This window comes from Bradyrhizobium cosmicum, assembly GCF_007290395.2.
Classification (GTDB): Bacteria; Pseudomonadota; Alphaproteobacteria; order Rhizobiales; family Xanthobacteraceae; genus Bradyrhizobium; species Bradyrhizobium cosmicum.
The window spans coordinates 896,075-918,233 of sequence record NZ_CP041656.2 but is presented as its reverse complement, the minus strand read 5'-3'; the positions used below and the strand labels follow the sequence as shown (position 1 = coordinate 918,233).

The 22,159-nt window shown below is 65.1% G+C and carries 21 protein-coding genes; 4 read left to right on the top strand and 17 right to left on the bottom strand.

Annotated features, from left to right (window positions below):
• Positions 1-114 precede the first annotated feature (114 nt).
• Both FNV92_RS04250 and FNV92_RS04245 read right to left on the bottom strand, forming a co-directional pair.
• On the bottom strand, positions 115-738 hold the full coding sequence (locus FNV92_RS04250; protein ID WP_143842016.1) for a GNAT family N-acetyltransferase: 624 nt from the start codon (positions 736-738) through the stop codon (positions 115-117).
• A 69-nt stretch (positions 739-807) separates the two neighbouring features.
• Entirely contained in the window at positions 808-1,011 is a 204-nt protein-coding gene (locus FNV92_RS04245) for a DUF1127 domain-containing protein (protein WP_014439509.1), read from the bottom strand.
• 110 nt (positions 1,012-1,121) lie between these two features.
• Here FNV92_RS04245 and FNV92_RS04240 point away from each other — a divergent pair, with 110 nt between their 5' ends.
• Both FNV92_RS04240 and tcuC read left to right on the top strand, forming a co-directional pair.
• Positions 1,122-2,021: a transcriptional regulator GcvA gene (locus FNV92_RS04240; RefSeq protein WP_143842018.1), complete on the top strand. Its 900-nt coding sequence runs from the start codon at positions 1,122-1,124 to the stop codon at positions 2,019-2,021.
• Positions 2,022-2,160: 139 nt separating this feature from the next.
• Positions 2,161-3,486 (top strand): MFS transporter, encoded by a 1,326-nt coding sequence (gene tcuC, locus FNV92_RS04235; RefSeq protein ID WP_143842021.1) that lies wholly within the window; start codon positions 2,161-2,163, stop codon positions 3,484-3,486.
• Between the two features lie 197 nt (positions 3,487-3,683).
• Here the strand turns inward: tcuC and FNV92_RS04230 are convergent, their stop codons facing one another.
• The 3 genes from FNV92_RS04230 to FNV92_RS04220 are packed head-to-tail and all read right to left on the bottom strand — an operon-like array spanning position 3,684 to position 6,288.
• A complete protein-coding gene (locus FNV92_RS04230) occupies positions 3,684-4,097 on the bottom strand; it encodes a Rieske (2Fe-2S) protein (protein WP_143842023.1) in 414 nt (137 codons plus the stop codon).
• Complete coding sequence (locus FNV92_RS04225; protein ID WP_014439505.1) at positions 4,097-5,206, bottom strand: amidohydrolase family protein; 1,110 nt, start codon at positions 5,204-5,206, stop codon at positions 4,097-4,099. Before FNV92_RS04225 ends, FNV92_RS04230 begins: the two co-directional genes overlap by 1 nt.
• A complete protein-coding gene (locus FNV92_RS04220) occupies positions 5,203-6,288 on the bottom strand; it encodes an amidohydrolase family protein (RefSeq protein ID WP_014439504.1) in 1,086 nt (361 codons plus the stop codon). The genes FNV92_RS04225 and FNV92_RS04220 overlap by 4 nt, the downstream gene beginning before the upstream one ends.
• A gap of 168 nt (positions 6,289-6,456) precedes the next feature.
• Between FNV92_RS04220 and FNV92_RS04215 the strand changes: the two genes are divergently transcribed.
• The gene (locus FNV92_RS04215; RefSeq protein ID WP_143842025.1) at positions 6,457-6,939 is read left to right on the top strand and encodes a CinA family protein; all 483 of its coding nucleotides are present in this window, start codon (positions 6,457-6,459) and stop codon (positions 6,937-6,939) included.
• A 47-nt stretch (positions 6,940-6,986) separates the two neighbouring features.
• On the opposite strand, the gene FNV92_RS04210 is transcribed toward FNV92_RS04215, so the two are convergent.
• The 12 genes from FNV92_RS04210 to FNV92_RS04155 form a co-directional block, all read right to left on the bottom strand.
• Positions 6,987-7,262 carry a DUF1488 family protein gene (locus tag FNV92_RS04210; protein WP_143842027.1) on the bottom strand — a complete coding sequence of 92 codons (276 nt, stop codon included), beginning with the start codon at positions 7,260-7,262 and terminating at the stop codon, positions 6,987-6,989.
• A 79-nt stretch (positions 7,263-7,341) separates the two neighbouring features.
• The gene (locus tag FNV92_RS04205) at positions 7,342-8,811 is read right to left on the bottom strand and encodes an AMP nucleosidase (RefSeq protein WP_143842028.1); all 1,470 of its coding nucleotides are present in this window, start codon (positions 8,809-8,811) and stop codon (positions 7,342-7,344) included.
• A 215-nt stretch (positions 8,812-9,026) separates the two neighbouring features.
• Positions 9,027-10,361 (bottom strand): HlyD family type I secretion periplasmic adaptor subunit, encoded by a 1,335-nt coding sequence (locus tag FNV92_RS04200; RefSeq protein ID WP_143842030.1) that lies wholly within the window; start codon positions 10,359-10,361, stop codon positions 9,027-9,029.
• Positions 10,358-12,100, bottom strand: coding sequence for a type I secretion system permease/ATPase (locus tag FNV92_RS04195; RefSeq protein WP_143842032.1), 1,743 nt, complete (start codon positions 12,098-12,100; stop codon positions 10,358-10,360). Before FNV92_RS04195 ends, FNV92_RS04200 begins: the two co-directional genes overlap by 4 nt.
• Positions 12,101-12,359: 259 nt before the next feature.
• Positions 12,360-12,629: a GlsB/YeaQ/YmgE family stress response membrane protein gene (locus FNV92_RS04190; protein ID WP_014439498.1), complete on the bottom strand. Its 270-nt coding sequence runs from the start codon at positions 12,627-12,629 to the stop codon at positions 12,360-12,362.
• A gap of 344 nt (positions 12,630-12,973) precedes the next feature.
• Entirely contained in the window at positions 12,974-13,957 is a 984-nt protein-coding gene (locus FNV92_RS04185; RefSeq protein ID WP_143842034.1) for an ABC transporter ATP-binding protein, read from the bottom strand.
• A complete protein-coding gene (locus FNV92_RS04180) occupies positions 13,954-15,369 on the bottom strand; it encodes an amidase (RefSeq protein WP_143842036.1) in 1,416 nt (471 codons plus the stop codon). Before FNV92_RS04180 ends, FNV92_RS04185 begins: the two co-directional genes overlap by 4 nt.
• Entirely contained in the window at positions 15,366-15,563 is a 198-nt protein-coding gene (locus FNV92_RS04175) for a hypothetical protein (RefSeq protein ID WP_014439495.1), read from the bottom strand. The genes FNV92_RS04180 and FNV92_RS04175 overlap by 4 nt, the downstream gene beginning before the upstream one ends.
• Positions 15,560-16,621, bottom strand: a complete 1,062-nt coding sequence (locus tag FNV92_RS04170) for an ABC transporter ATP-binding protein (protein WP_168213360.1) — start codon at positions 16,619-16,621, stop codon at positions 15,560-15,562. Before FNV92_RS04170 ends, FNV92_RS04175 begins: the two co-directional genes overlap by 4 nt.
• A 3-nt stretch (positions 16,622-16,624) precedes the next feature.
• Entirely contained in the window at positions 16,625-17,527 is a 903-nt protein-coding gene (locus FNV92_RS04165; protein WP_014439493.1) for an ABC transporter permease, read from the bottom strand.
• A gap of 3 nt (positions 17,528-17,530) precedes the next feature.
• A complete protein-coding gene (locus FNV92_RS04160; RefSeq protein ID WP_014439492.1) occupies positions 17,531-18,484 on the bottom strand; it encodes an ABC transporter permease in 954 nt (317 codons plus the stop codon).
• Between the two features lie 190 nt (positions 18,485-18,674).
• Positions 18,675-20,333: an ABC transporter substrate-binding protein gene (locus FNV92_RS04155; RefSeq protein WP_143842038.1), complete on the bottom strand. Its 1,659-nt coding sequence runs from the start codon at positions 20,331-20,333 to the stop codon at positions 18,675-18,677.
• Between the two features lie 210 nt (positions 20,334-20,543).
• On the opposite strand from FNV92_RS04155, the gene FNV92_RS04150 reads away from it, so the two are divergent.
• Positions 20,544-22,139: an ABC transporter substrate-binding protein gene (locus tag FNV92_RS04150; RefSeq protein ID WP_143842040.1), complete on the top strand. Its 1,596-nt coding sequence runs from the start codon at positions 20,544-20,546 to the stop codon at positions 22,137-22,139.
• The last annotated feature ends 20 nt before the right edge of the window (positions 22,140-22,159 follow it).

Sequence of the window (22,159 nt, the reverse complement as noted above, 5' to 3'; positions counted from 1 at the left end):
CCTTCGAGGCTCCCCGCGCGGCGCGTTGCTCCACGCGTCTCGCACCTCAGGATGACGGGGTTTGAGCGCAAAAAATGCCCGGCGCTGGATGACCAGGCCGGGCTCGCAGTAGCGTCAAGCCGAGGCTGAGGGGCTTTCGGCCTGACGGGAAAGCGCGGCGAGGCGCCAGCTCGCGCAGGGAATGTCTTTCGGCGCGACGCTGATTTCCTTGTCGAAGCGCACCAGCTTCCAGTCATCGGGATGATTGACGAAGGTGAAGCCGGATTTGCGCGCGAGCGAGATCATGATGTCGTTGGCGCGCAGCGTGTCGCCGAACAGGTGCTCGGCGCCGAGCGCGGCGGCGCGGCATTCCAGATTCTTCATGAGCGCGGTGGCAATGCCGTGGCCCTGCCAGCGGTCGTCGACGGACAGGCCGAACTCCAGCGTCGCGGTCTCGGCATGGAAGGCATAGCGCGCTTCGGCGACGATGGTCTCAAAGCCGTCGACCAACTTGGTCGCGACCACAGTAAAACGTTCGCGCCCGCCGACATCGAGGAATTCACTCAGCAGGCCCTTTGGCAGTTCGCTAATCGCGCCGAAGAAGCGGTTGTAGCGGGACCGCGTCGTGAGCGAGCGGAAATAATGCTGAAGCTCTTCGGTGTCGCGCGGCTCGACGAAACGGACGTTGAGCGCCTCGCCGTGCCGGGTGCGCAGCGTGTCCGAATATTGCTTCAGGTCTTCGAGGCGGAGAGTGCTCATGACACGTGCCCAAGAGGAAAAGGAACCGCCGGCGCCCCCACAGTCGGGCGGCGCCGGCCTGGCGGCCAGTCAGGCCCGCCAGAAGGGTTTGTCAGCCTCGTAGGCAATGTCGCTCCAGGACAGGCCGACGTCATGGAGATCGCGGGCCGTCCAGTGGGTCAGTTCACGCCGGGTGCGATAGCGCTCGTGCCAGACATGCAGGGTCTCCCCGATTTGAGTGAGCAGTCCAGACGCATGATGATTTGTCATTGAATTCTGGGTTAAAGTAGACATATTCAGCTCCTTGAGCTAACTTCCACGCTAATATCTGCCTTCGAGTGCACTGCGACAAACGACAATTTGTACCTATTCGCATGAAATAACGTCATGCATGCTGCTGCCAGATGACTGCCAGATTGCCCTCGCTGAACGGATTGCGGGCGTTCGAGGCTGCCGCGCGCCATCTCAGCTTCACGCTGGCCGCAAGCGAGCTGAACGTGACGCAGACCGCGATCAGCCATCAGATCCGCAGGCTCGAGGAAGAGCTGGGCATCCGTCTTTTCATCCGGCAGAACCGCGCGCTGACGTTGACGCCGGAGGCGCGCGACTATCTGCCGGGCGTCCGCGCCGCCTTCAACGACCTCCGCCTCGCCACCGACCGGCTGCTGCGCAAGGACGACGACAAGGTGCTGACGGTCTCGACGCTGGCCTCGCTCGCGGCAAAATGGCTGCTGCCGCGGCTGACCGATTTCCAGGAGCAACATCCCGGCATCGACGTCCGCATCACCACGTCGACCAGCCTGGTCGATTTCCAGCGCGACAATGTCGATGCCGCGATCCGCTATGGCCGCGGCCAGTGGCCGGGCCTGCGTGCCGACTGGCTGATGGCCGACGAGCTGTTTCCGGTGTGCAGCCCGTCGCTGCTGCGCGGCGACAAGCCGCTGCGCAAGCCCGAGGATCTCCGCGGCCATCCGCTGCTGCACACCTCCAACGCCAACAGCGACGACTGGCGACTGTGGCTGACCGCAGCGGGACTGCCGGTCGATATCGCAAGGCAGCCCGGCATCACCTTCGACATGATCTTCATGACCATCCAGGCCGCGATCGACGGCATCGGCGTGGCGATGGGCCGGACCTCCTACGTCCAGGACGACATCGCCAAGGGCCGGCTCGTGGTGCCCTTCAAGATCGCGCTGCCGGCCGATGCCGGCTTCTACCTGGTTGCGCCGGAGGGCCGCCGCGAAGCGCCGAAGCTGGCCGCGTTCCGCACCTGGATGATTGCTGCAACGCAGAATAAAGCCTGAAAAATCATCAGCTTCGCCAGCAAAATGGGTTGACTTACCCCCGCTCGGCGCGAGACAGGTGACAGATTGTCGCAGCATCGATCTGTCGCCTTGCCGTGAAACGAGTTCCGGTCCGGCCACGTCTTCAGGGAGTCATGCCATGGCTGGACCAGCAACCAATCCGCCCGAAATCAAGTCGCGCATCGGCGCGATCCTGCGCGCCACCTCGGGCAATTTCCTCGAGCAGTTCGACTTCTTCCTGTTCGGCTTCTACGCCGCGGCCATCGGCAAGGCGTTCTTCCCCTCCACCAACGAGACGGCGTCGCTGCTCAACACATTCGGCGTGTTCTGGCTCGGCGCCCTGATGCGGCCGGTCGGCGCGATCGTGCTCGGCGCCTATATCGATCGCATCGGACGCCGCCAGGGCCTGATCGTCACGCTCGGCATCATGGCCATCGGCACCGTCGTCATCGCGTTCTGCCCGAGCTATGCCACCATCGGCATTGCGGCGCCGATCATCGTGCTGATCGGCCGCTTGCTGCAAGGCTTCTCCGCCGGCGTCGAGCTCGGCGGCGTGTCGGTGTATCTCGCCGAAATCTCGACGCCCGGCAATCGCGGCTTCTACACCTCGTTCCAGTCGTCGAGCCAGCAGGTCGCGATCTTCGTCGCCTCGATCCTCGGCTTCCTCCTCTCCGAGGTGATGCCGGCCGATACCGTGGCCGCATGGGGCTGGCGCATTCCGTTCTTCGTTGGCTGCATGATCATTCCCCTGATCTTCTTCCTGCGGCGCACGCTGGAGGAAACGCCGGCCTTCCTCGCCATGAAGAAGCACCCGAGCGCGAACGAAGTGTTCGCCTCCGCGCTCGCCAACTGGCGCATCGTGCTGCTCGGCATGATGATTGCGATCCTGACCACGACGACGTTCTACTTCGTCACCGTGTACACGCCGACCTTCGGCAAGACCGTGCTGAAGTTGTCGTCGCAGGATGCACTGCTGGTGACGTTGCTCGTCGCCGTCACCAACTTCTTCTGGAACCCGGTCGGTGGCGCGCTGTCCGACCGTATCGGCCGCAAGCCGGTGCTGGTCGGCATCGCCACCCTGGCGCTGCTCACCGCCTACCCCGCGCTCAGCTGGCTGGTGGCCGCGCCGACCTTCGGCAAGCTGCTCGCGGTCGAGATGATGTTCTCGTTCTATTTCGGCGTCTACAGCGGCACCATGCTCGGCGCTCTCGTCGAGATCGTACCGGCGCATGTGCGCACGACCTGCTTCTCGCTGGCCTTCGCGCTCGCCGCCGCGCTGTTCGGCACCTTCACGCCGTTCGCCTCGACCCTGCTGATCGACTACACCGGCAACAAGGCCGCGCCCGGTCTCTGGCTGATGTTCGCGGCGGCACTCGGCATCATCGCCGCGCTGGTCGTATATCGCGGCGGCGGCAGGGCGGTGACCACGTATGATACGGCGGCGGAGCCGGTCGCGGGGCATTGATGGTCACTTCGATCGCCGCCGACTTTCACCCTCCCCTGGAGGGGGGGTCGGCTCACATTGAGCGCAGCGAAAATGTGAGACGGGGTGGGGTGAAGGTCCCTCCGCGTCGAACGCTGCCCGTGGGGAGAGATCACCCCACCCCGCTCGCGCTGCGCGCGATCGACCCTCCCCCTCCAGGGGAGGGTGAAGGGCACCGCCTACAACTCCACCACCACGTAGTCGCTCTCGACCTTCACGGGGATCGTTTCCGCGACATACGGCCCCTTCACCACGCTCGCGCCGGGCTCGACATGCGCCGGATACGCCTTGACGCGGAAGCGGCGGGGATCGCAGTAGGACTGGCCGGTGCGGATGTCGAACTCCCAGCCGTGCCAAGGGCAGCGGATGATCTCGCCGAGCTTCGTGTATTCGATCTCGCCGGGCTCGCTCGACTGCGCGAGCCCGATCAACGGGCCCTCGCACAGCGCCGCGCCCTGATGCGGGCAGCGGTTCATCAATCCGAAATATTCGCCCTTGATGTTGAAGACCGCGATCGGACGCCCGTCGATCTCCAGGAATTTTCGCGTGCCGGGCGGAAGCTCATCCACCGGCGCAATGACATGACGCGCCATCAAGCAATTCCGTAGAGCTTCTTCGCATTGCCGAGATAGAACGCCTCGCGATTGGCCTCACTAACGCCAGCGGGTAACACGCGCGAGGGCTCGTCGTAATCCCAATGCGGATAGTCGGTCGCGAACAGCAGGCGGTCCCAGCCGATCCACTTGATGACGTCGAACAGATCCTCGCGCCGCTCCGGATCTTCCATCGGCTGTGTGGTCCACCAGACCTGCTCGCGGATGTATTCCGACGGCGGACGCTTCACATGCGGCACCTCGCTACGCAGCCGCTGCCAGACCTTGTCAAGCCGCCAGGCCAGTGACGGCGCCCAGCCGAAGCCGGCCTCGATCATCACCATCTTCAGTTTCGGGAAGCGCTCGAACACGCCTTCCAGGACAAGGCTTGCCAGCGCCGATTGCTGGCATTGCGAATGTCCCACCATCTCCTCGATGTAATAGGACGGCCAGCCTGACGGCGTGATCGGGTTGCCGCCGAAGCCGAAGGCGTGGACGCCGACCGGCAGGCCCGCCTCCTCCGCGGCCTGATAGATCGGCCAGTAGCGGCGCTGGCCGAGCGGCTCGACATTGCGGCTAAGCAGCAGCACCTGGACGAAATTCCTGTCGCCGGCACGCTCGCGGATCTCGGCGGCGGCGGACAGACCGTCCTCATTGCCGACGACGATGGACGCCTTCAGCCGCTTGTCCTTGCTGGTCCATTTGTCGATCTGCCAATCGTTGATCGCCGAGCACAGCGCAGCCGAGAGCTCGTGGTTGCGGATGCCCTGCCCGGTGTTGAGCGGATTGAGAACGCCCAGCTGCACATTGTTGGGATCGAGTAGCTGCTTCTGCATGAAGGAGAGCGAAGAGCCCTGCGGGCCTCCCTCCGGCGGATAGGCATCGCGGCGCGAGGCGTTGGGCTGTGCCTTTGGATAAGGCGGGCCTTCCATCATGCCCTGATAGGCATGGACGCCGTAGACTTCGAGATGATGCTGCCAGCGCTTGGCGAGGTAGGGATAGAGCTCGGTACGGGTCGCTCGCGCCGGATGGATGTCGCAGTCCGCGATCGCGGTCTTCACGGTGAGGGGAGCGACGGAATCCGTTTGTTCGCGGAACTGGATGTTCATGGCCTTGCCTCCTTGGGAGGGAGTTCTTTCAGGCGGGGATAGGTCGCATGCGGATTATCGATCATGATCTTGCGCACGAGATCGGGAGACAGACCTTCGGGCAGCGCGTCCTGGCCGTCGAACTGCCAGTGCGGATAGTCCGTGGAGAATAGGACCAATTCGTCCGACTGCATATGATCAAACAGGCGAATTAATGTCTCGGCCTCCGGAGGCGCATCAAATGGCTGTAACGAGAAGCGGATGTTGCTGCGCACAATTTCCAGCGGCGCGCGATCGACCCAGGGCGTCTCCATCCGCACCCCGCGCCAGAACTTGTGCAGCCGCCAGAGATAGGGGGAAATCCAGGACACGCCGGATTCCAGCATCACCATCTTCAGCCCAGGATATTTGGCGAACACGCCCTCGACGATCAGGCTGGTGAGCTGGGCCTGGAACGCCTGGGCCTGACCGACATAATCCTCGATGTGGTAGGACCCCCACCCCACAGCAGTCGGCGGATTGTGATAGGCGGAACCGGCGTGGATGCCGACCGGCAGGCCCAGCCGTTCGGCAGCCTCGTAAATCGGCCACAGCGCGCGCTTGCCGAGCAGCGTGTCGCCCATCACCAGCATCAAGACCTGCACGAAGCGCCTGTCCTGCGCGCAGCGCTCGATCTCGGCGACCGCCTTTTCGACGCTTTGTGTGGGAATGACGATCGAGCCGCGCAGCCGCGGATCGCGATCGAGCCATTCCTTTGCGAGCCACTCGTTCAGCGCGCGGCAGAAGGCGGCCTGCAAATCTTCCGAAAACACCATCTGCACGCCATAGAGCGGATTGCAGATGGCGAGCTCGAGCTGGAAGGGATCGAGCACATGACGCTGCATGTCCTCCAGCCTCTCGCCCGGCTTGCCGCTCTCGGGCCGCCAGTCGGGCCGCGCCGTGATCGGCGAATGCTCGGGATAGGATTGCGAGACGAGGTCGACCATGCCGCGCGTCGTCACCTGATCGCGCCAATAGTCGTTCAGATACGGCAGCAGGCTGGTCAGATGCGGCACGGCCGGATGCACGTCGCAATCCACCCCGCCGGCGATCAGGGACGCCATCACGTCTCCTTGTTGCGTTTCCTCGTGACGTTACGTTGCGCAGCGCTTCACCGCGCCGTCTTTCGCCTGCCATTCAAGCAGGCCTGCCCGTCGTCCGCAACTCGGCCAGGGCGACTGGCATATGCTAGGAAGGCGCAGCTCGGTTGCGAGGAATGAGAGGATCAAGGGATGAAAGAGCTCGTCGGCATTGCGGAACAGGTCGCGGCCCAACTGATCGCGCGCAAACAGACCATTGCGGTGGCCGAATCCTCCACCGGCGGCCTGATCTCGGCGAGCCTGCTCGCGGTCCCCGGCGCCTCCGCCTATTACCTCGGCGGCGCCGTGGTCTACACCCGCGATGCCAGGCGCGTGCTAATGGATATTTCGGACGAAGGAATGAAGGGCTTTCGCTCATCCTCCGAGCCCTACGCCAGACTGCTGGCCGACCAGATGCGCAGCCGCTTCAGCACCGACTGGGGCCTGTCCGAAACCGGCGCCGCCGGCCCCACCGGCAACCGCTACGGCGACGCTGCCGGCCATAGCTGCATGGCGGTGTCCGGCCCCGCGGCGGAGGTAATCACGCTGGAGACAGGGAGTGGCGACCGGCTTGGCAACATGCAGGTGTTTGCGGCGACGGCGCTGAAGTTGTTGCTGAGGAAGTTGGAGGGGTGAGCTGCTCGGCGGCTCGCGGACGATGACGGCGGAATATGGCGCACTCGTCACCTTCCCAAATGCCGCATGAAAATCCGCACCACATAGCCGTGCACCCGCGGCGCCTCGTCATAGATATCCGACGCGATCCGCTCGATGGTCTCACGCAGGGACAAGAATTGCGCCTGGCGCGCGCTGCTTTCGGTGCCCTGCATGCCCGCGAGCTCGTCCATCGCGGCGTCGCTGATCTGGCACTGCACGATGTCGCCCTCGCTCAGCATGGTGAAGCGAAAGGCGAGCCGTTCGAGATCATGGCCAATGATCTTGTCACGCATCAGCGGCATGGAAAGCGGTCCGGTCGGCCCCCGCGCCGACAATGCTTGGGATTGCCGGGCTTGTCAGCCGCAAAGAGGTTGAAGCGCTCTACTGGAACGCGACTTCGGCGAAACTGCGGAGCTTTCGCGAATGCAGCCGCTCGGACTCCTGCTGCTTGAGCCGCTCCAGCGCCTTCAGGCCGATTTCGAGATGCTGGCCGACACGGCGGCGGTAGAATTCGCTGGCCATGCCGGCGAGCTTGATCTCGCCGTGCAGCGGCTTGTCGGAGACGCAGAGCAGCGTGCCGTAGGGAACGCGGAAGCGATAGCCGTTGGCAGCGATCGCGGCCGATTCCATGTCGAGCGCGACGGCACGCGACTGCGACAGGCGGCGGATCACCTCGGGGCCGGAAATTTCCCAATTGCGGTTGTCGACGCTCGCCACCGTGCCTGTGCGCATCAGGCGCTTGAGCTCGAAGCCTTCGAGCCCGGTGACATCCTCGACCGCCTCTTCGAGCGCGACCTGCATTTCGGCCAGTGCCGGGATCGGCACCCAAAGCGGCAACTCACGATCGAGCACATGGTCCTCGCGGACATAGCCGTGGGCGAGGACGTAGTCGCCGAGCCGCTGCGTGTTGCGCAGGCCGGCGCAATGGCCGAGCATCAGCCAGGCATGCGGGCGCAGCACGGCGACGTGGTCGGTGACATTGCGCGCATTGGACGGACCGGTGCCGATATTGATCAGGGTGATGCCGCGGTAGCCCGGCGCGATAAGATGGAAGGCCGGCATCTGAGGCACGCGCGCGGGCGCCGTCCCGCTGGTCGCCCCGCCACTGCGCATGATGACATTACCGGGCGCAACGAAGGCTTCGAGGCCGGCCTCGCCGGACTGAAGCCGCTGCTGGCAGAGTTGCGCAAAGGCATCGACGTAGAACTGGTAGTTGGTGAAAATGACAAAGTTCTGGAAATGCTCGGGGTCGGTACCGGTGTAGTGATAGAGCCGGCGCAGCGAATAATCGACGCGGGCGGCGCGAAACAGCGACAGCGGCTCGGGCGCGCCGGGCTGAAGCTCGAAAGTGCCGTCGGCGATGGAATCGTCCATGGTGGCCAGATCAGGCACGTCGAAGGCGTCGCGCAGCGATCGCGCCACGGGCGAATTCTCGCTGGTGGTGAGGGCGGCCTCGATGTTGATGTCGCGGCGATAGGCGAAGTGGATCGGGATCGGCTCGGCGGATTCGCCGATCTCGACGGGCACACCGTGGTTCTGGATCAGGAGGCCGATCTGCTCGGTCAGGTAGGTACGAAACAGATCCGGCCGCGTCACGCTGGTCTCGTGCACGCCGGGGCCGGCGACGAAGCCGTAAGCGAGGCGCGAGTCCAGCCGCGCATGCGTCGCGGTGGTAATGCGCACGAAGGGATAATAGGCCCGCACCCGGGCGGTGATCGCTTCGCCGCTGACATAAGCCTCGAACCTGTCACGCAGGAACTTCGTGTTGCGCTCGTAGATCTCTTCGAGCCGGGCGACGGCCGGACCGGCGTCGGTGAAGGATTTGGTGGCGATGGAAGGTGGGGATTGCATGGTTCGATTGCCGGATTGCTTGGGGCTCGAGTCGAACTATAGCAAAGAACGAGGTAGCGTAGGGTGGGTTAGCGCAGCGTAACCCACCACTTCTGCTTCAGCCGGCATTGAAGTGGTGGGTTACGGCTTCGCCTAACCACCCTACGAGACCGGTATTGCCGCACGAGATCCCGGATGCGCGCTAAGCGCGCTCCGGGATGCCGCGCTTTCGCGCGTCACTTCTCCCGGAACGCCCGCATCAGTTGGTCGTGCAGGGGCTTCATCAGATAGGACAGCATGGTGCGGTCGCCGGTCTGAACGAAGGCTTCCACGGGCATGCCGGGGATCATCCTGGAGTCGCCGAGGCGGGCGATCTCGTCGGCCGGCAGCGAGACGCGGATGGTGTAGTAGCTCTGGCCGGTGCGCTGGTCGGTGGTGACGTCGGGCGAGACACGGCTGACGACACCATTGAGCTCGGGCGTGGTGCGCTGATTGAAGGCGGACAGGCGCAGCAACGTTTTCTGGCCGATCTGGAGCTTGTCGATGTCGACCGGATTGACCTTGGCCTCGACCTGGAGATCGTCGGCCTGCGGCACGATCAGCATGAGGGCGTCGCCGGCGGTGACGACGCCTCCGACGGTATGAACGGTCGATTGCAGCACCATGCCGTCCTGCGGCGCGCGGATGTCGACGCGGCGAAGCTGGTCCTCGGCGGCAACCTTGCGCTCGATCATCTCGCCGATCTTGTCGTTGGTCTCGCGCAGATCCTTGGAGACCTCGCTGACCATATCCTTGTCGACCTGGATGATCTGGAGCTCGGTCTCGGTGATCTTGCCCTTGGCCTGCGCCCGCGAGGCGATGTATTGCGCGCGCTCGCCGTTGAGGCGGGCGCTGTCGCGCTCCAGCGTGGTCAGCCGCGAGATCTGCACCAGATGCTTCTCATAGAGATCACGCACGCCGACCAGCTCCTGCTGCACCAGCGAGATTTCCTTGTCCTTGGCCTTCTCCTGCGCGGACAGACCCGCAATCTCCTCGTTGAGCTGCTGGATGCGTTCGCGCAGCTGCGCCTTCTGGCCGGCGCGGCCGTTGACGCGGACGTCGAACAGTTTCGTTTCAGCGGAGAGCAGCGCCTTGACGTCGGGATCGTTGCCGCGATCGAGCAGCAATTGCGGGAAATCGATCGTGTCGATTCCGCGCTGCTCGGCCTGGAGCCGTGCGGCGCGCGCCTGCGCGGCATCGAGATTCTTGGTGACGATCGCGAGGTTCGCCTTGGTGACGGTGTCGTCCAGCCGCACCACGACGTCGCCGGCCTTGACCACGTCGCCGTCGCGGGCGCGCACCTCGCCGACCACGCCGCCGGTCGGGTGCTGCACTTTCTTGACGTTGGATTCGACCACGATCTGGCCCGGCGCGATCAGCGCGCCGGAGATCTGCACGGTCGATGCCCAGCCGCCGAGGCCGACCACGAGGACCAGGACGATCCCGAGCCCGAGCATCAGGTGAAACCGGATCGAGTCCCGCACGGTCCGCTTCGTGGCGGGTTTTGTCCCGCCGATCGTCATCGTGCTCATGACTTGCCGCCTTCGCTGACGATCTTGATCGGTGCCGGCGGCGTCACGCGCGGCTGCAGCACCTGGGCGAGCACCTGCTCCTTCGGTCCGAAGGCCTGCATGCGCCCGTCGCGCAGCACCAGGATCTGGTCGACCGCCTCGACGCCGATCGGCCGGTGCGCCACGACGATGACGATGGCGCCGCGGTCGCGTGCGCCGCGGATCGCGCGGGTCAGCGCCTCGTCGCCTTCGGTGTCGAGATTGGAATTTGGCTCGTCGAGCACGATCAGGAACGGATTGCCGTAGAGGGCACGCGCCAGCGCCACGCGCTGGGCCTGGCCTGCGGAGAGCGCGGTGCCCTGCTCGCCGACCTGCGTGTTGTAGCCCTCACGCATCTTGATGATCATCTCGTGCACGCCAGCCTCCTTGGCCGCGGCAATGATGCCGTCGGAGGTGGCCGCGGGGTCGAACCGGCTGATGTTCTGCGCGATGGTGCCGCCGAACAATTCGACGTCCTGCGGCAGATAACCGATGTGGCGGCCGAGCATGTCGCTTGACCATTGGTCGAGCGCCGCGCCGTCGAGCCGCACCTTGCCGCGGACCGGATGCCAGACGCCGACGAGGGCCCGGATCAGCGAGGATTTGCCGGAGCCGCTCGGCCCGATCACGCCGAGGCCGTTGCCGGCGGCGAGCGCGAAGGTGACGTCCTGCACGATGAGGCGCTGGTCGCCCGGCGGCACCATGGCGATGCCCTCGACCGAGAGGCGGCTGGTGGGCGCCTGCAACTGGGTCGGCATCGTCTGCGCCGGCATCTGCTCCAAAAGGCGCGTGAGGCGATGCCAGCTCTGGCGGGCCGCGGCAAAGGACTTCCAGTGCGCGATGGCGAGATCGACCGGCGCCAGCGCGCGGGCCGAGAGGATCGAGCCGGCGATGATGATGCCGGCGGTCGCCTCCTGGTGGATGACGAGATAGGCACCGACCGCGAGCACCGCCGATTGCAGCATCATGCGCAACACCTTGGCGACCGCGCCGAGACCGCCGGCGACGTCGCTCGCACGCTGATTGCCGTCGAGATATTTTTCGTTGGCCTCGCTCCAGCGCTGGTTCATCCGGCCGGTCATGCCCATCGACACCATGACTTCGGCATTGCGGCGGCTGGACTGGGCGATGTCGTTGCGCTGGGCCGCGAGACCCATCGCGTCACGCGCCGGCTGGCGGGACATGAACTCGGTGACCAGCGTCAGCCCGACCAGAATGATGGCGCCGACCAGGGCGGTGACGCCGATCATGACGTGGAAGGCGAAGCAGATGGCGAGATAGAGCGGCAGCCAGGGCAGGTCGAAGAACGCGCTCGGCCCCATGCTGCCGAGGAAGGAGCGGACATTGTCGAGGTCGCGCAACGGCTGCAGCCCCTCGTTGCGGTTGCCGACCAGCAGCGGCAGCCGCACGATGGTGTCGAACACGCGCTTGTTGAGGGCTTCATCGAGCGCGGTGCCGATCCGCCCCAGGATCCGGTTGCGGATCATGTCGAGCACGCCCTGCGCCATGTAGAGGAAGCTGGCGAGGACGATCAGGCCGATCAGGGTCGGAACGCTGCGGCTCGGCAGCACCCGGTCGTAGACCTCCAGCATGAAGATCGACCCGGTCAGATACAGCAGGTTGATCATGCAGCTCATCAAGCCGACGCCGATGAACGCCGTGCGACAGGCGCGCAAGGCGTCACCGAGCTCTGAACGGCGGACGCCAGGTACGGCTGCCATCAGTCTGATCTCTTTCAGGTGAGGGGCCGGAGCCCCCGATTTCACAGGCAGTTCAGGGGTAAGCGACCCGGATTAACATCGTCTTCCCGCTGCGCCGCGCGCAGCCGATTTAATCCGGGACCCTGTTGGGTCACATCACCCCCTGTCGGCCCCGCACGCAAGTCCGGTATTTCACAGTCTTTGCGGCTTTTTATAGCAGACATCGCGGCCTCTCCCCAGCCGGGGAGAGGCGAAAGTTCCGATTGAACCGAAACAGCTGCTAGAGCCGGCCGCCGCCGCGCACCAGCCTCACGACCAGCAGCAGGATGACCGCGCCGATCGCGGAATAGACGATCTCGGACACCAGGCCCGTGCCGATGCGAATGCCAAGTCTTGGAAACAACAGGCTCGCGACCAGCGCGCCGCAGATGCCGATGACGATGTCGCCGATGAGCCCGAACCCGGCGCCCCGCACGATCTTGCCGGCCAGCCAGCCGGCGACCAGGCCGACGAACAGGATGACGAGCAGGCCTTCGTTGGAAATGTACATAAGTGACGTCCCTCTGGGGTGAATGCCCCGCATGGAACGGGAACCGGAATGAATGGGGTGTGAATGCGGTTCCCCACCGGCTGGTTGCGCTTGCGGAAACATAAATGTCGAAAACAACCCCATGCACAGTAGAAACGGGTTCGGCCGTTGCTGTGCGGTGAAGTGTGACAAGTCGATGTTGTCGTGGACGGATTCTGAAGAGCCACGCGGTTACGAAGTGAGGGGGGCCCACGAACTCAGAGCTCGCCTGGGGCTACCCCTCTCCCCTGCCCTCCCCCACAAGGGGGGAGGGAGCGCAGTGTGCACAAGGCTATGGCGACGCCAGATCTGTGACGCCAGATCCCTTACGTGCCCGACAGCGCCGCCACCGGCTCCGCCAGCACACACCTTGCCGCCCGGCCCGGTCCGACCTCCACATTGGGAGGCAGCTGCTCCAGGCAGCGCGGCTCGGCAAGCTTGCAGCGGGGCGCGAAGGAGCAGCTGTTCGGCTTCTCCGCCAGCGAGGGCGGGGTGCCGGGGATGGTTTCGAGGCGCTGCCCCCGCTTGGCGCCGTGGATGGTCGAGGCGAGCAGGCCCCTGGCGTAGGGATGCACCGGGCTGCGGACGATGTCGCGCAGCGTGCCCTGCTCCACGATCTGGCCGGCATACATCACCGCGACGCGGTCGCAGATCTCGATGGCAACGCCGATGTCGTGGGTGACGAAGATGACGGACATGCCGAACTCGCGCTGAAGTTCGCGCAAGAGCAGCAATATCTGGATCTGCACGGTGGCATCGAGCGCCGTGGTCGGCTCGTCCGCGAGCAGGATCTTGGGCCGGCAGGCCAGCGCCAGCGCGATCATCGCACGCTGGCGCATGCCGCCGGACATTTCGTGCGGGTAGGCGTCGAGACGCCGCTTGGCCGAGGGGATGCGCACGACCTCGAGCATTTCGAGCGCACGCGCCCTGCCCTCGGCTTGCGACTTGCCTTCGTGGCGCACGACGCTCTCGGCGATCTGCGCGCCGATGGTGTAGACCGGATCGAGCGCGAGCGCGGGCTCCTGAAAGATCATCGACACGGTCTGGCCGCGGAACGACGAGAGTTCCTCGTCATTCATGGCCAGCACGTCGCGGCCCATGACGTTGACCTTGCCCGTGATCTGCGTGCGCTTCTTCGGCAATAGCCGCATCAGCGCACGCAATGTCACGCTCTTGCCCGAACCGGACTCACCGAGCAGGCCCAGCACCTCTCCGTCACCTAGCGAGAGACTGAGATCGTTCACGGCATAGACCGTGCGCTCGCCGGTGAAGCGGATGTTGAGACCCGAGATGTCGACGAGCTTTGTCATGACGGCAGCTTGGGTATCCGGTCGTGATAGTCGGTGACGCGCTGGAACGCCGCGCCGATGGTGAGCAGGGTCGCCTCGTCGAAGGAGCGGCCGATCAGCTGCATGCCGACCGGCAGGCCGCTCTTGGTGAAGCCGGAGGGAACAGTGAGCGACGGCAGGCCGAGATAGTTCACCGGACGGGTGAACAGCGTCAGGCGCTGCACCATGGCCGGCGCGCTCGGTCCGCCGCCGACGTCGCTCTCCTCGATGGTCGGTGCCGGTACCGGCGAGGCCGGCGCGATGATCGCGTCGACGCCGGCTGTGGCTGCATTGTGAGCCGCGAGGGCCGGACCGCGCCAGCGCATCGCTTCGAGATAGGTGATGGCGGGAACGGCGAGACCGTTCTGAAGCCGCATCAAGACCTGCGGGCCGTAATCCTGCGGACGCTCGATCATCCAGCGCTTGTGGAAGGCGGCAGCTTCCGCCGCGAGCACGAGCTGGCTTGCCGACGACAATTGCCGCTGGTCCGGCAGCTCGACCTTGACGATGTCGGCGCCTTCGCGCTTGAGCACCGCGATGGTCTCGTCGAGCACGCGCGCGACCTCGCTGTCGAGATCGTCGACATAGAACGACGTGGGCACGCCGATCTTGAGACCCTTCAGCGAGCCCTTGGTCGCCGCGACATAGTCCGACAGCGGCTCGTGGCTGGTGGTCGAATCTGCGGGATCGAGACCCGCCATCAAGGCCAGCAGCAACGCGCAATCCTCCGCGGTTCGCGCGAGCGGGCCGACGGTGTCGAGCGATTGCGACAGCGGCATCGCGCCGGCGCGGCTGACGCGGCCGACGGTGGTCTTCAGGCCCGTGACGCCGCAGAAATGCGCGGGCATGCGGATCGAGCCGCCAGTGTCCGAGCCAAGCGCGGCAAACGTCAGGCGCGCGGCGACCGACGAGCCGGAACCGGACGACGAGCCGCCGGTGATGTGCGCGACATTCCAGGGATTGCGCACCGGACCGTAATGGGCGTTGTGCCCGGTCGGGCCGTAGGCGAATTCGGCCAGGTGCAGCGTACCGAGGCGAACCTGGCCAGCGTCCTTCAGCCGCTGCAGGGCGGTCGACGTCACGGTCGGCACGAAATCGCGGCGGATCAGCGAGCCGCAGGTCGAGACCTTGCCGGCATCGTAATACATGTCCTTGTGCGCCAGCGGTACGCCATGCAGCGGACCGCGCACCTTGCCCTTGGCGAGCTCGGCGTCGGCGGCCTCGGCCGCCTTCAATGCAGCCTCCGCTTCGATCGACATGAAGGCGTTGAGATGCGGCTGCCACTGCGCGATGCGATGCAGCAGCGCGCGCGTCGCCTCATGCGAGGACACCTGCTTCATCGCGATCGCACGCGCGACCTCGGTGAGCGTCATCAATGCAGGCTCAGTGCTCATTTCGACACCTTCAGCGTCTGCGCGATCGGATAGAGCGCGGGCTCGAGGTCGAACGGCAACGTGCCGGCGATGGCTTCAAAACCCTCGAAGGCCGGTCCGATCGAATTGGAGATACGCGTTGCGATCTCGTCATCGACGGGGACGCCGGCGACTTGCGCGATCGGCTTGATCTCTTTGGGTGTCGGTCTCGTCATGCGGTTTCCTTTGCGGGCGCGCGGCTATGGCCTGAACCCGGGATCGCCATGTAGCACGCCGCCTCGTGGCCCATTGTATCGACGGCCGTGAGCTTTGGTGCGGCATTTGCGCAGAGCGGCTCCGCAAATGCGCAGCGGGTGTGGAAGCGGCAGCCCGGCGGCGGATCGATCGGGTTGGGCGGATCGCCCGATATCGGCGGCTTCTCGGTGCGGCGATCCGGGTCGGAGGACGGCATCGCCGCGAGCAGCGCGCGCGTGTAGGGATGCGCGGGACTGTCCCAGACTTGGTCGACCGGGCCGAGCTCGACGACCTCGCCGAGATACATCACCAGCACGCGGTCCGAGATGTAGCGGACGACGTTGAGGTCGTGGCTGATGAAGAGATAGGTCAGGCCGAATTCGCGCTTGAGATCGGCGAGCAGGTTGAGCACCTGCGCCTCGACGGATTTGTCGAGCGCGGAAACGGCTTCATCGAGGATCACCAGCCTCGGCGACAGCGCGAGCGCACGCGCGATGTTGACGCGCTGGCGCTGGCCACCGGAGATCTCGTGCGGATAGCGGTTGGCGAAGTTTGCAGGGACCAGGCCGACCTTGCCGAGCAGCTCGCGCGCCAGTGCCCGGGCCGTGCCGTCCGCCATGCCGTGCACTTTCGGGCCGAAGGCGATGGACTCCTCGATCGTCAGGCGCGGATTGAGCGAGGCGTAAGAGTCCTGAAACACCATCTGCATGCCGCGGCGAAGTTCACGCAAGCTCAGCGACTGCCCGACGGTCATGCCGTCATAGATGATGTCGCCGGTATCGCGCGGCATCAGATGCATCAGGAGACGTGCGGTGGTCGACTTGCCGCAGCCGGACTCGCCGACGATGCCGACCGTCTCGCCCTTGGCGACGGAGAAGGAGACGTTGTCGACGGCGCGCACGGTGCGCTTGGCGGCGAACAGCCCGCCGCGAACCGGGAAATGCTTGGTCAGGCCGTTGACCTGAAGCAGCGGCTGCGCCGCGCCGCCAAGGTCCTCGATCGGCTCCAGCATGGCGACGGGAGTGTTGGTTTCGCTCATGGCCTAGTTCCTGATGTCCATGGCGCTGCGCAGGCCGTCCGAGAGCAAATTGAAGCAGATCGAGACCGCGAAGATCATCGCGCCCGGAAGCGCGGCGACCCACGGATTGACGTAGATCGCGGTCCGCAACGTGTTGAGCATCAGTCCCCATTCCGGTTCCGGCGGCTTGGTGCCGAGACCGAGGAAGGAAAGACCGGCGGCCAGGATCATCGAGACCGAGATCAGGCTGGTGGCATAGACGAAGATCGAGCCCAGCACGTTGCCGAGGATGTGCACGCGCATGATGGTGAAGGGCCCCGCGCCGGAGGCGCGCGCGGCCTCGACGAAGTCCATGTTGCGCACGCCGGTGGTGACGCTTTCGGCAACGCGGGTGATCTGCGGCACGAACACGACGGTCAGCGACACGATCGAGTTGAGAATACCGGCCCCCAGCGCTCCGGAGATCGCGATCGCCAGCAGCACGGACGGGAAGGCGTAGAACACGTCGATCGTGCGCATGATCGCGGTGTTGAGCTTGCCGCCGACATAACCGGCGACAAGGCCGAGCGACGTGCCGATGCAGAAGGCGAGGATGACAGGCAGGATGCCGATGACCAGCGACAGCCGCCCGCCATAGATCAGCCGCGCCAGCATGTCGCGGCCGAGCTCGTCGGTGCCGAGCGGATAACCCACGGTGCCGATGTGGCGGAGGCGGCGGATCATCGAGCCCTTGTAGGGATCTTCGAGCCCGAGCCACGGCGCAAGGATCGCGGAGAGGAAGATCAGCAGCAGCACCAGCGCGCAGGCCATGCTGACCTTGTCACGCCGGATGCGGCGGCCGACGGTCGCCCAATAGCCGCGCGCCTTGGTCGCGGGCGCGGCCTGGAGCGCGGCGTCGGCGGTGGCTGACAACGGAAGCTCGCTCATCGGCTAGCCCCGCTTGATGCGCGGATCGATCGCGGCTTGCGCGATGTCGACCAGCAGATTGAGGAAGACGAAGAACAGCGCCAGGATCAGGATCGTGCCCTGCAGCAGCGGCAGGTCGCGCTGGAAGATCGCCGAGTTGAGCAGGAAGCCGGAGCCCGGCCAGGAGAACACGGTCTCGATCAGGATCGAGCCGCCGAGCATGTAGCCGAGCTGAAGCCCCATCACTGCGAGCGCGGTGGGCGCGGCGTTCTTGATGACGTGGCGGAACACGCCGGTCTCGTGCAGGCCTTTTGCGCGCAAGGCCTCGACGAAATCCTGCGAGAGGATATCACCGGTCAGCGCGCGCACGGTGCGGGTGACGATGCCCATCGGGATCACCGAGGTCGTGATCGCCGGCAGCACCAGATATTTCAGATGCGCCCAGTCCCAGGCCCAGGAGTTGGAGCCGTTCGGCCCGGCGCCGACCGCGGGCAGCCAGTTGAGCTGCACCGAGAAGATGATGACGAGCACCATGCCGAGCCAGTAATGCGGCACGGAGACGCCGGCGATGGCAAAGGACGTCGCGACCTTGTCGACCCAGGTCTCGCGGAAATAGCCGGCGATCAGGCCAAGCAGGATGCCCATGGTAAAGCCGATGATGGCGGCCGCAATCGCCAGCGTGACGGTGTTGGCGACCGCGCGCATGACCTCGGCGAGCACGGGACGGCCGGTGGCGATGGAATTGCCGAGATCGCCGTGCAGCGCGCGGAGCAGCCACAGCCCGAACTGCACCGGCAGCGGACGGTCGAAACCATAGGCGGCGCGCAGCTGCGCCGCGAGCTCCTGCGAGGCATCCGCGGGGAGCACCGCGACGAGCGGATCGCCCGGCGTGATGTGCACGAGCAGAAAGCACACCAGCGCCACGCTGATGACGATCGGGATGACGTAGACGATGCGTCTGGCGATATAGGCGAGCACTGATTGACCTAACGTGATGTCGCACGGTGACGTGCGCGGGCTACAGTAAGGGACACGCGATGCGAGGGTTCCCTCCCCCCTTGCGGGGGAGGGCTAGGGAGAGGGGTAGCCACACAGGGACCGCCCGTGTGAACCCCCTTCCCCAACCCCTCCCCGCAAGGGGGAGGGGAGCCCTACCAGCGTGCTCGCCTCACGGCGTGATCGACACCAGCGAGAAGTCGATGAACCAGCTCTTCGGCTGCACGACGCCCGTCACCTTCGGGCTCATGGCGCGGGGGCCGACGTCGTGGGCGACGTAGAGGAAGGCGGCGTCGTCGACGGAAGCCGCGTGCAGCTCGGCCAGCGCGGCGTCACGTGCGGCGGGATCGAAGGTCTGACGTGCCTTCTTCACCAGTTCGTCGAACTTGGGATCGTTGATGAAGCCCCAATTGTTCGAGACCGGCGGCGCCATGCTCGATTGCAGGAAGCGCACCAGCGCGAAGAACGGGTCCATCGCCGCATAGGTGACGTTGGTCGCGTTCGAGCCGTTGGCGCTGGGGTCCTTGGCGCCGCGGCGCCAGTTGGTGAACAGCGTGTTCCACTCGATGACGTCGAGCTTCACGTCGAAATAACACTCGGCGAGTGCCTGCTGGAGATATTCGTTCATCGGCAGCGGCTGCATCTGGCCCGAGCCGGAGGCGGAGGTCTGCACCTTCACCGTCAGCTTCTTGTTCGGACCGAAGCCGGCCTCCTGCATCAGCTTCTGGGCGGCCGCCTTGTCATACTTGATCTGGAAGGTCGGCTTGCCGCGCCAGGGATGGCCGGGCTCGAAGGTGCCGGTCGCCGGCACCATCAGGCCGGCGAGCAGGCCGTCCCTCAGACCTTCGCGATCGACGCAGAGGTTCGCGGCCTTGCGCACGCGGATGTCGTTCCAGGGCGAGCCTTCGACGCGTGAAAACTGCCACGGCCAGACGTGCGGTTGCTCGTTGGCGTAGAGTTTGAAGCCGCGCTGCTTGAGCTCGGGCAGCGCGTCGGGCGCCGGCGCCTCGACCCAATCGACCTGACCGGAGAGCAGCGCCGCGGTGCGGGCGTTCGCTTCCGGCATTGGCACCAGCACCATCTTGTCGACCTTGGGCACGCGCGCCTTGTCCCAATAGCTCGCGTTCTTGACCAGCTCGAGCCGTTCGCGCGGCGTGAAGCTCGCCATCTTCCACGGGCCGGTGCCGGCGGCGTCCTTGGCGAACGCGGTCCAGGCGGCCTGCGACTTCGCCTTGGCGTCGGCGCCCTCGGCCTTCTCATAGAAGTGCTGCCACTTCGCCGGGCTGGCCATGAACAAATTGGTGAGGTTGATCGGCAGGAAGCTGTCGGGCTCCTTGGTGGTGAGTTCGACCGTCATGTCGTCGATCTTCTTGGCGGAGGCCAGCGTCGGCATGCGCGACGCAGTGACGCCGACCTGGCTGGCGTCGAACTGCGGCGCGTCCTGCTTCAGCACCTTGTCGACGTTCCACACCACGGCGTCGGCATTGAACGGCGAGCCGTCATGGAAGGTGACGCCGGGGCGCAGCTTGAAGATCCATTTGGTCTTGTCGGCATCGTCGACCTTCCACTCGGTGGCGAGGCCGGGAATGACCACGCTGGGCTTGTCCGCGGACGAGAGGTCCCAGCCGGTGAGCGCGTCATACATGGTGAGGCCGGTGAAGCGGTTGCCTTCAAACCCCTGATCAGGCTGGCCCAGCGTGCGCGGAATATCGGCAGCGGTCATGCCGATGCGCAGCACGGTCTCGGCACTGGCCACGTGCGGCCATGCGGCCGCCGTCGTCAGAGCCAGCGCCGCAATCAGCGCCGCGCGTGTGGTCGTCTTGATAAGCATCGCCTCAATCCTTTTCCGGCTTACGATGATTAATTTTGATGCAAACGTATGCAATGGCTATGCCAAAGAGAAACTTTTTCTGCAAATTCCCCCTGCGACGACAAGTCTTTGTGATTGCCGAGGTGCAAAGCTGCGGCGCTGCCTATTCTGGCATCAAGATTGCAGGTTTGGCCCTGACTTCTCCCCAATTCACTCTTGGAGCCCTGGGCCATGCGTACCCGACTATCGACTTGTCTCGCCGTGCTTGCGCTGGCGGTTTCCGCAATCTCGGCGCGCGCCGAAACGGTGGTGCGCTACGGCATCTCGATGGCGGACATTCCGCTGACGACCGGCCAGCCCGATCGCGGCGCCGGCGCCTATCAGTTCACGGCCTACACGATCTACGATCCGCTGGTGGCATGGGAGATGGACGTCGCCGACCGCCCGGGCAAGCTGGTGCCTGGGCTCGCCACCGAATGGAAGGTGGACGACAAGGACAAGACCAAATGGCGCTTCACGTTGCGCCAGGGCGTGAAGTTTCACGACGGCAGCGACTTCAACGCCGACGCGGTGATCTGGAATCTGGACAAGGTGCTCAACGACAAGGCCCCGCAATTCGACAAGCGGCAGAGCGCACAGGTGAAGACGCGGCTTCCGTCGGTCGCGAGCTACGCCAAGATCGACGATTCCACGGTGGAGATCACCACCAAGACGGTCGACTCCTTCTTTCCCTATCAGATGCTGTGGTTCCTGGTGTCGAGCCCGACTCAATACGAGAAGCTCGGCAAGGACTGGGACAAGTTCGCCAGCCAGCCCTCCGGCACCGGCCCGTTCAAGCTGACCAAGCTGGTGCCGCGCGAGCTCGCCGAGCTGACGAAGAACCCGGACTACTGGAACAAGAAGCGCATTCCCAAGGTCGACAAGCTCGTGCTGGTGCCGATGCCGGAAGCGCTGACGCGCACCAACGCGCTGCTCGCCGGACAGGTGGACCTGATCGAGACGCCGGCGCCGGACGCCGTGCCGCAGCTCAAGGCCGCCGGCATGAAGCTGGTCGACAACGTCACGCCGCACGTCTGGAATTATCATCTCAGCGTGCTCCCCGGTTCGCCCTGGACCGATATCCGGCTGCGCAAGGCGCTGAACCTCGCAATCAACCGCGATGAGGTCGTCGGGCTGATGAATGGCCTCGCAAAACCCGCCAAGGGCCAGGTCGACCCGTCGAGCCCGTGGTTCGGCAAGCCGACCTTCGACATCAAGTATGATCTCGCCGCCGCCAAGAAGCTGGTCGAAGAGGCCGGCTACTCCAAGGCCAAGCCGCTGAAGACCACCTTCATCATCGCGCAGGGCGGCACCGGCCAGATGCTGTCGCTGCCGATGAACGAATTCCTGCAGCAGAGCTTCAAGGAGATCGGCATCGACATCGACTTCAAGGTGGTCGAGCTCGAGACGCTCTATACGCATTGGCGCAAGGGCGCGGCCGACGAGATGAACGCCGGCATCACCGCCAACAACATCGCCTACGTCACCTCGGACCCGCTCTACGCCATCGTTCGCTTCTTCCATTCCGGACAGATCGCGCCGGTCGGCGTCAACTGGGGCGGCTACAAGAACCCGAAGGTCGACGCGCTGATCGACGAGGCCAAGCAGACCTTCGATGCCACCAAGCAGGACGAATTGCTGGCCCAGGCGCACGCGCTGATCGTCGACAACGCCGCGCTGGTGTGGGTCGTGCACGACACCAACCCGCATGCGCTGTCGCCGAAGATCAAGCAGTTCGTGCAGGCCCAGCACTGGTTCCAGGACCTGACGACGATCGGGGTGGAGTGAGGGGACGAGCTGCCGCGTCA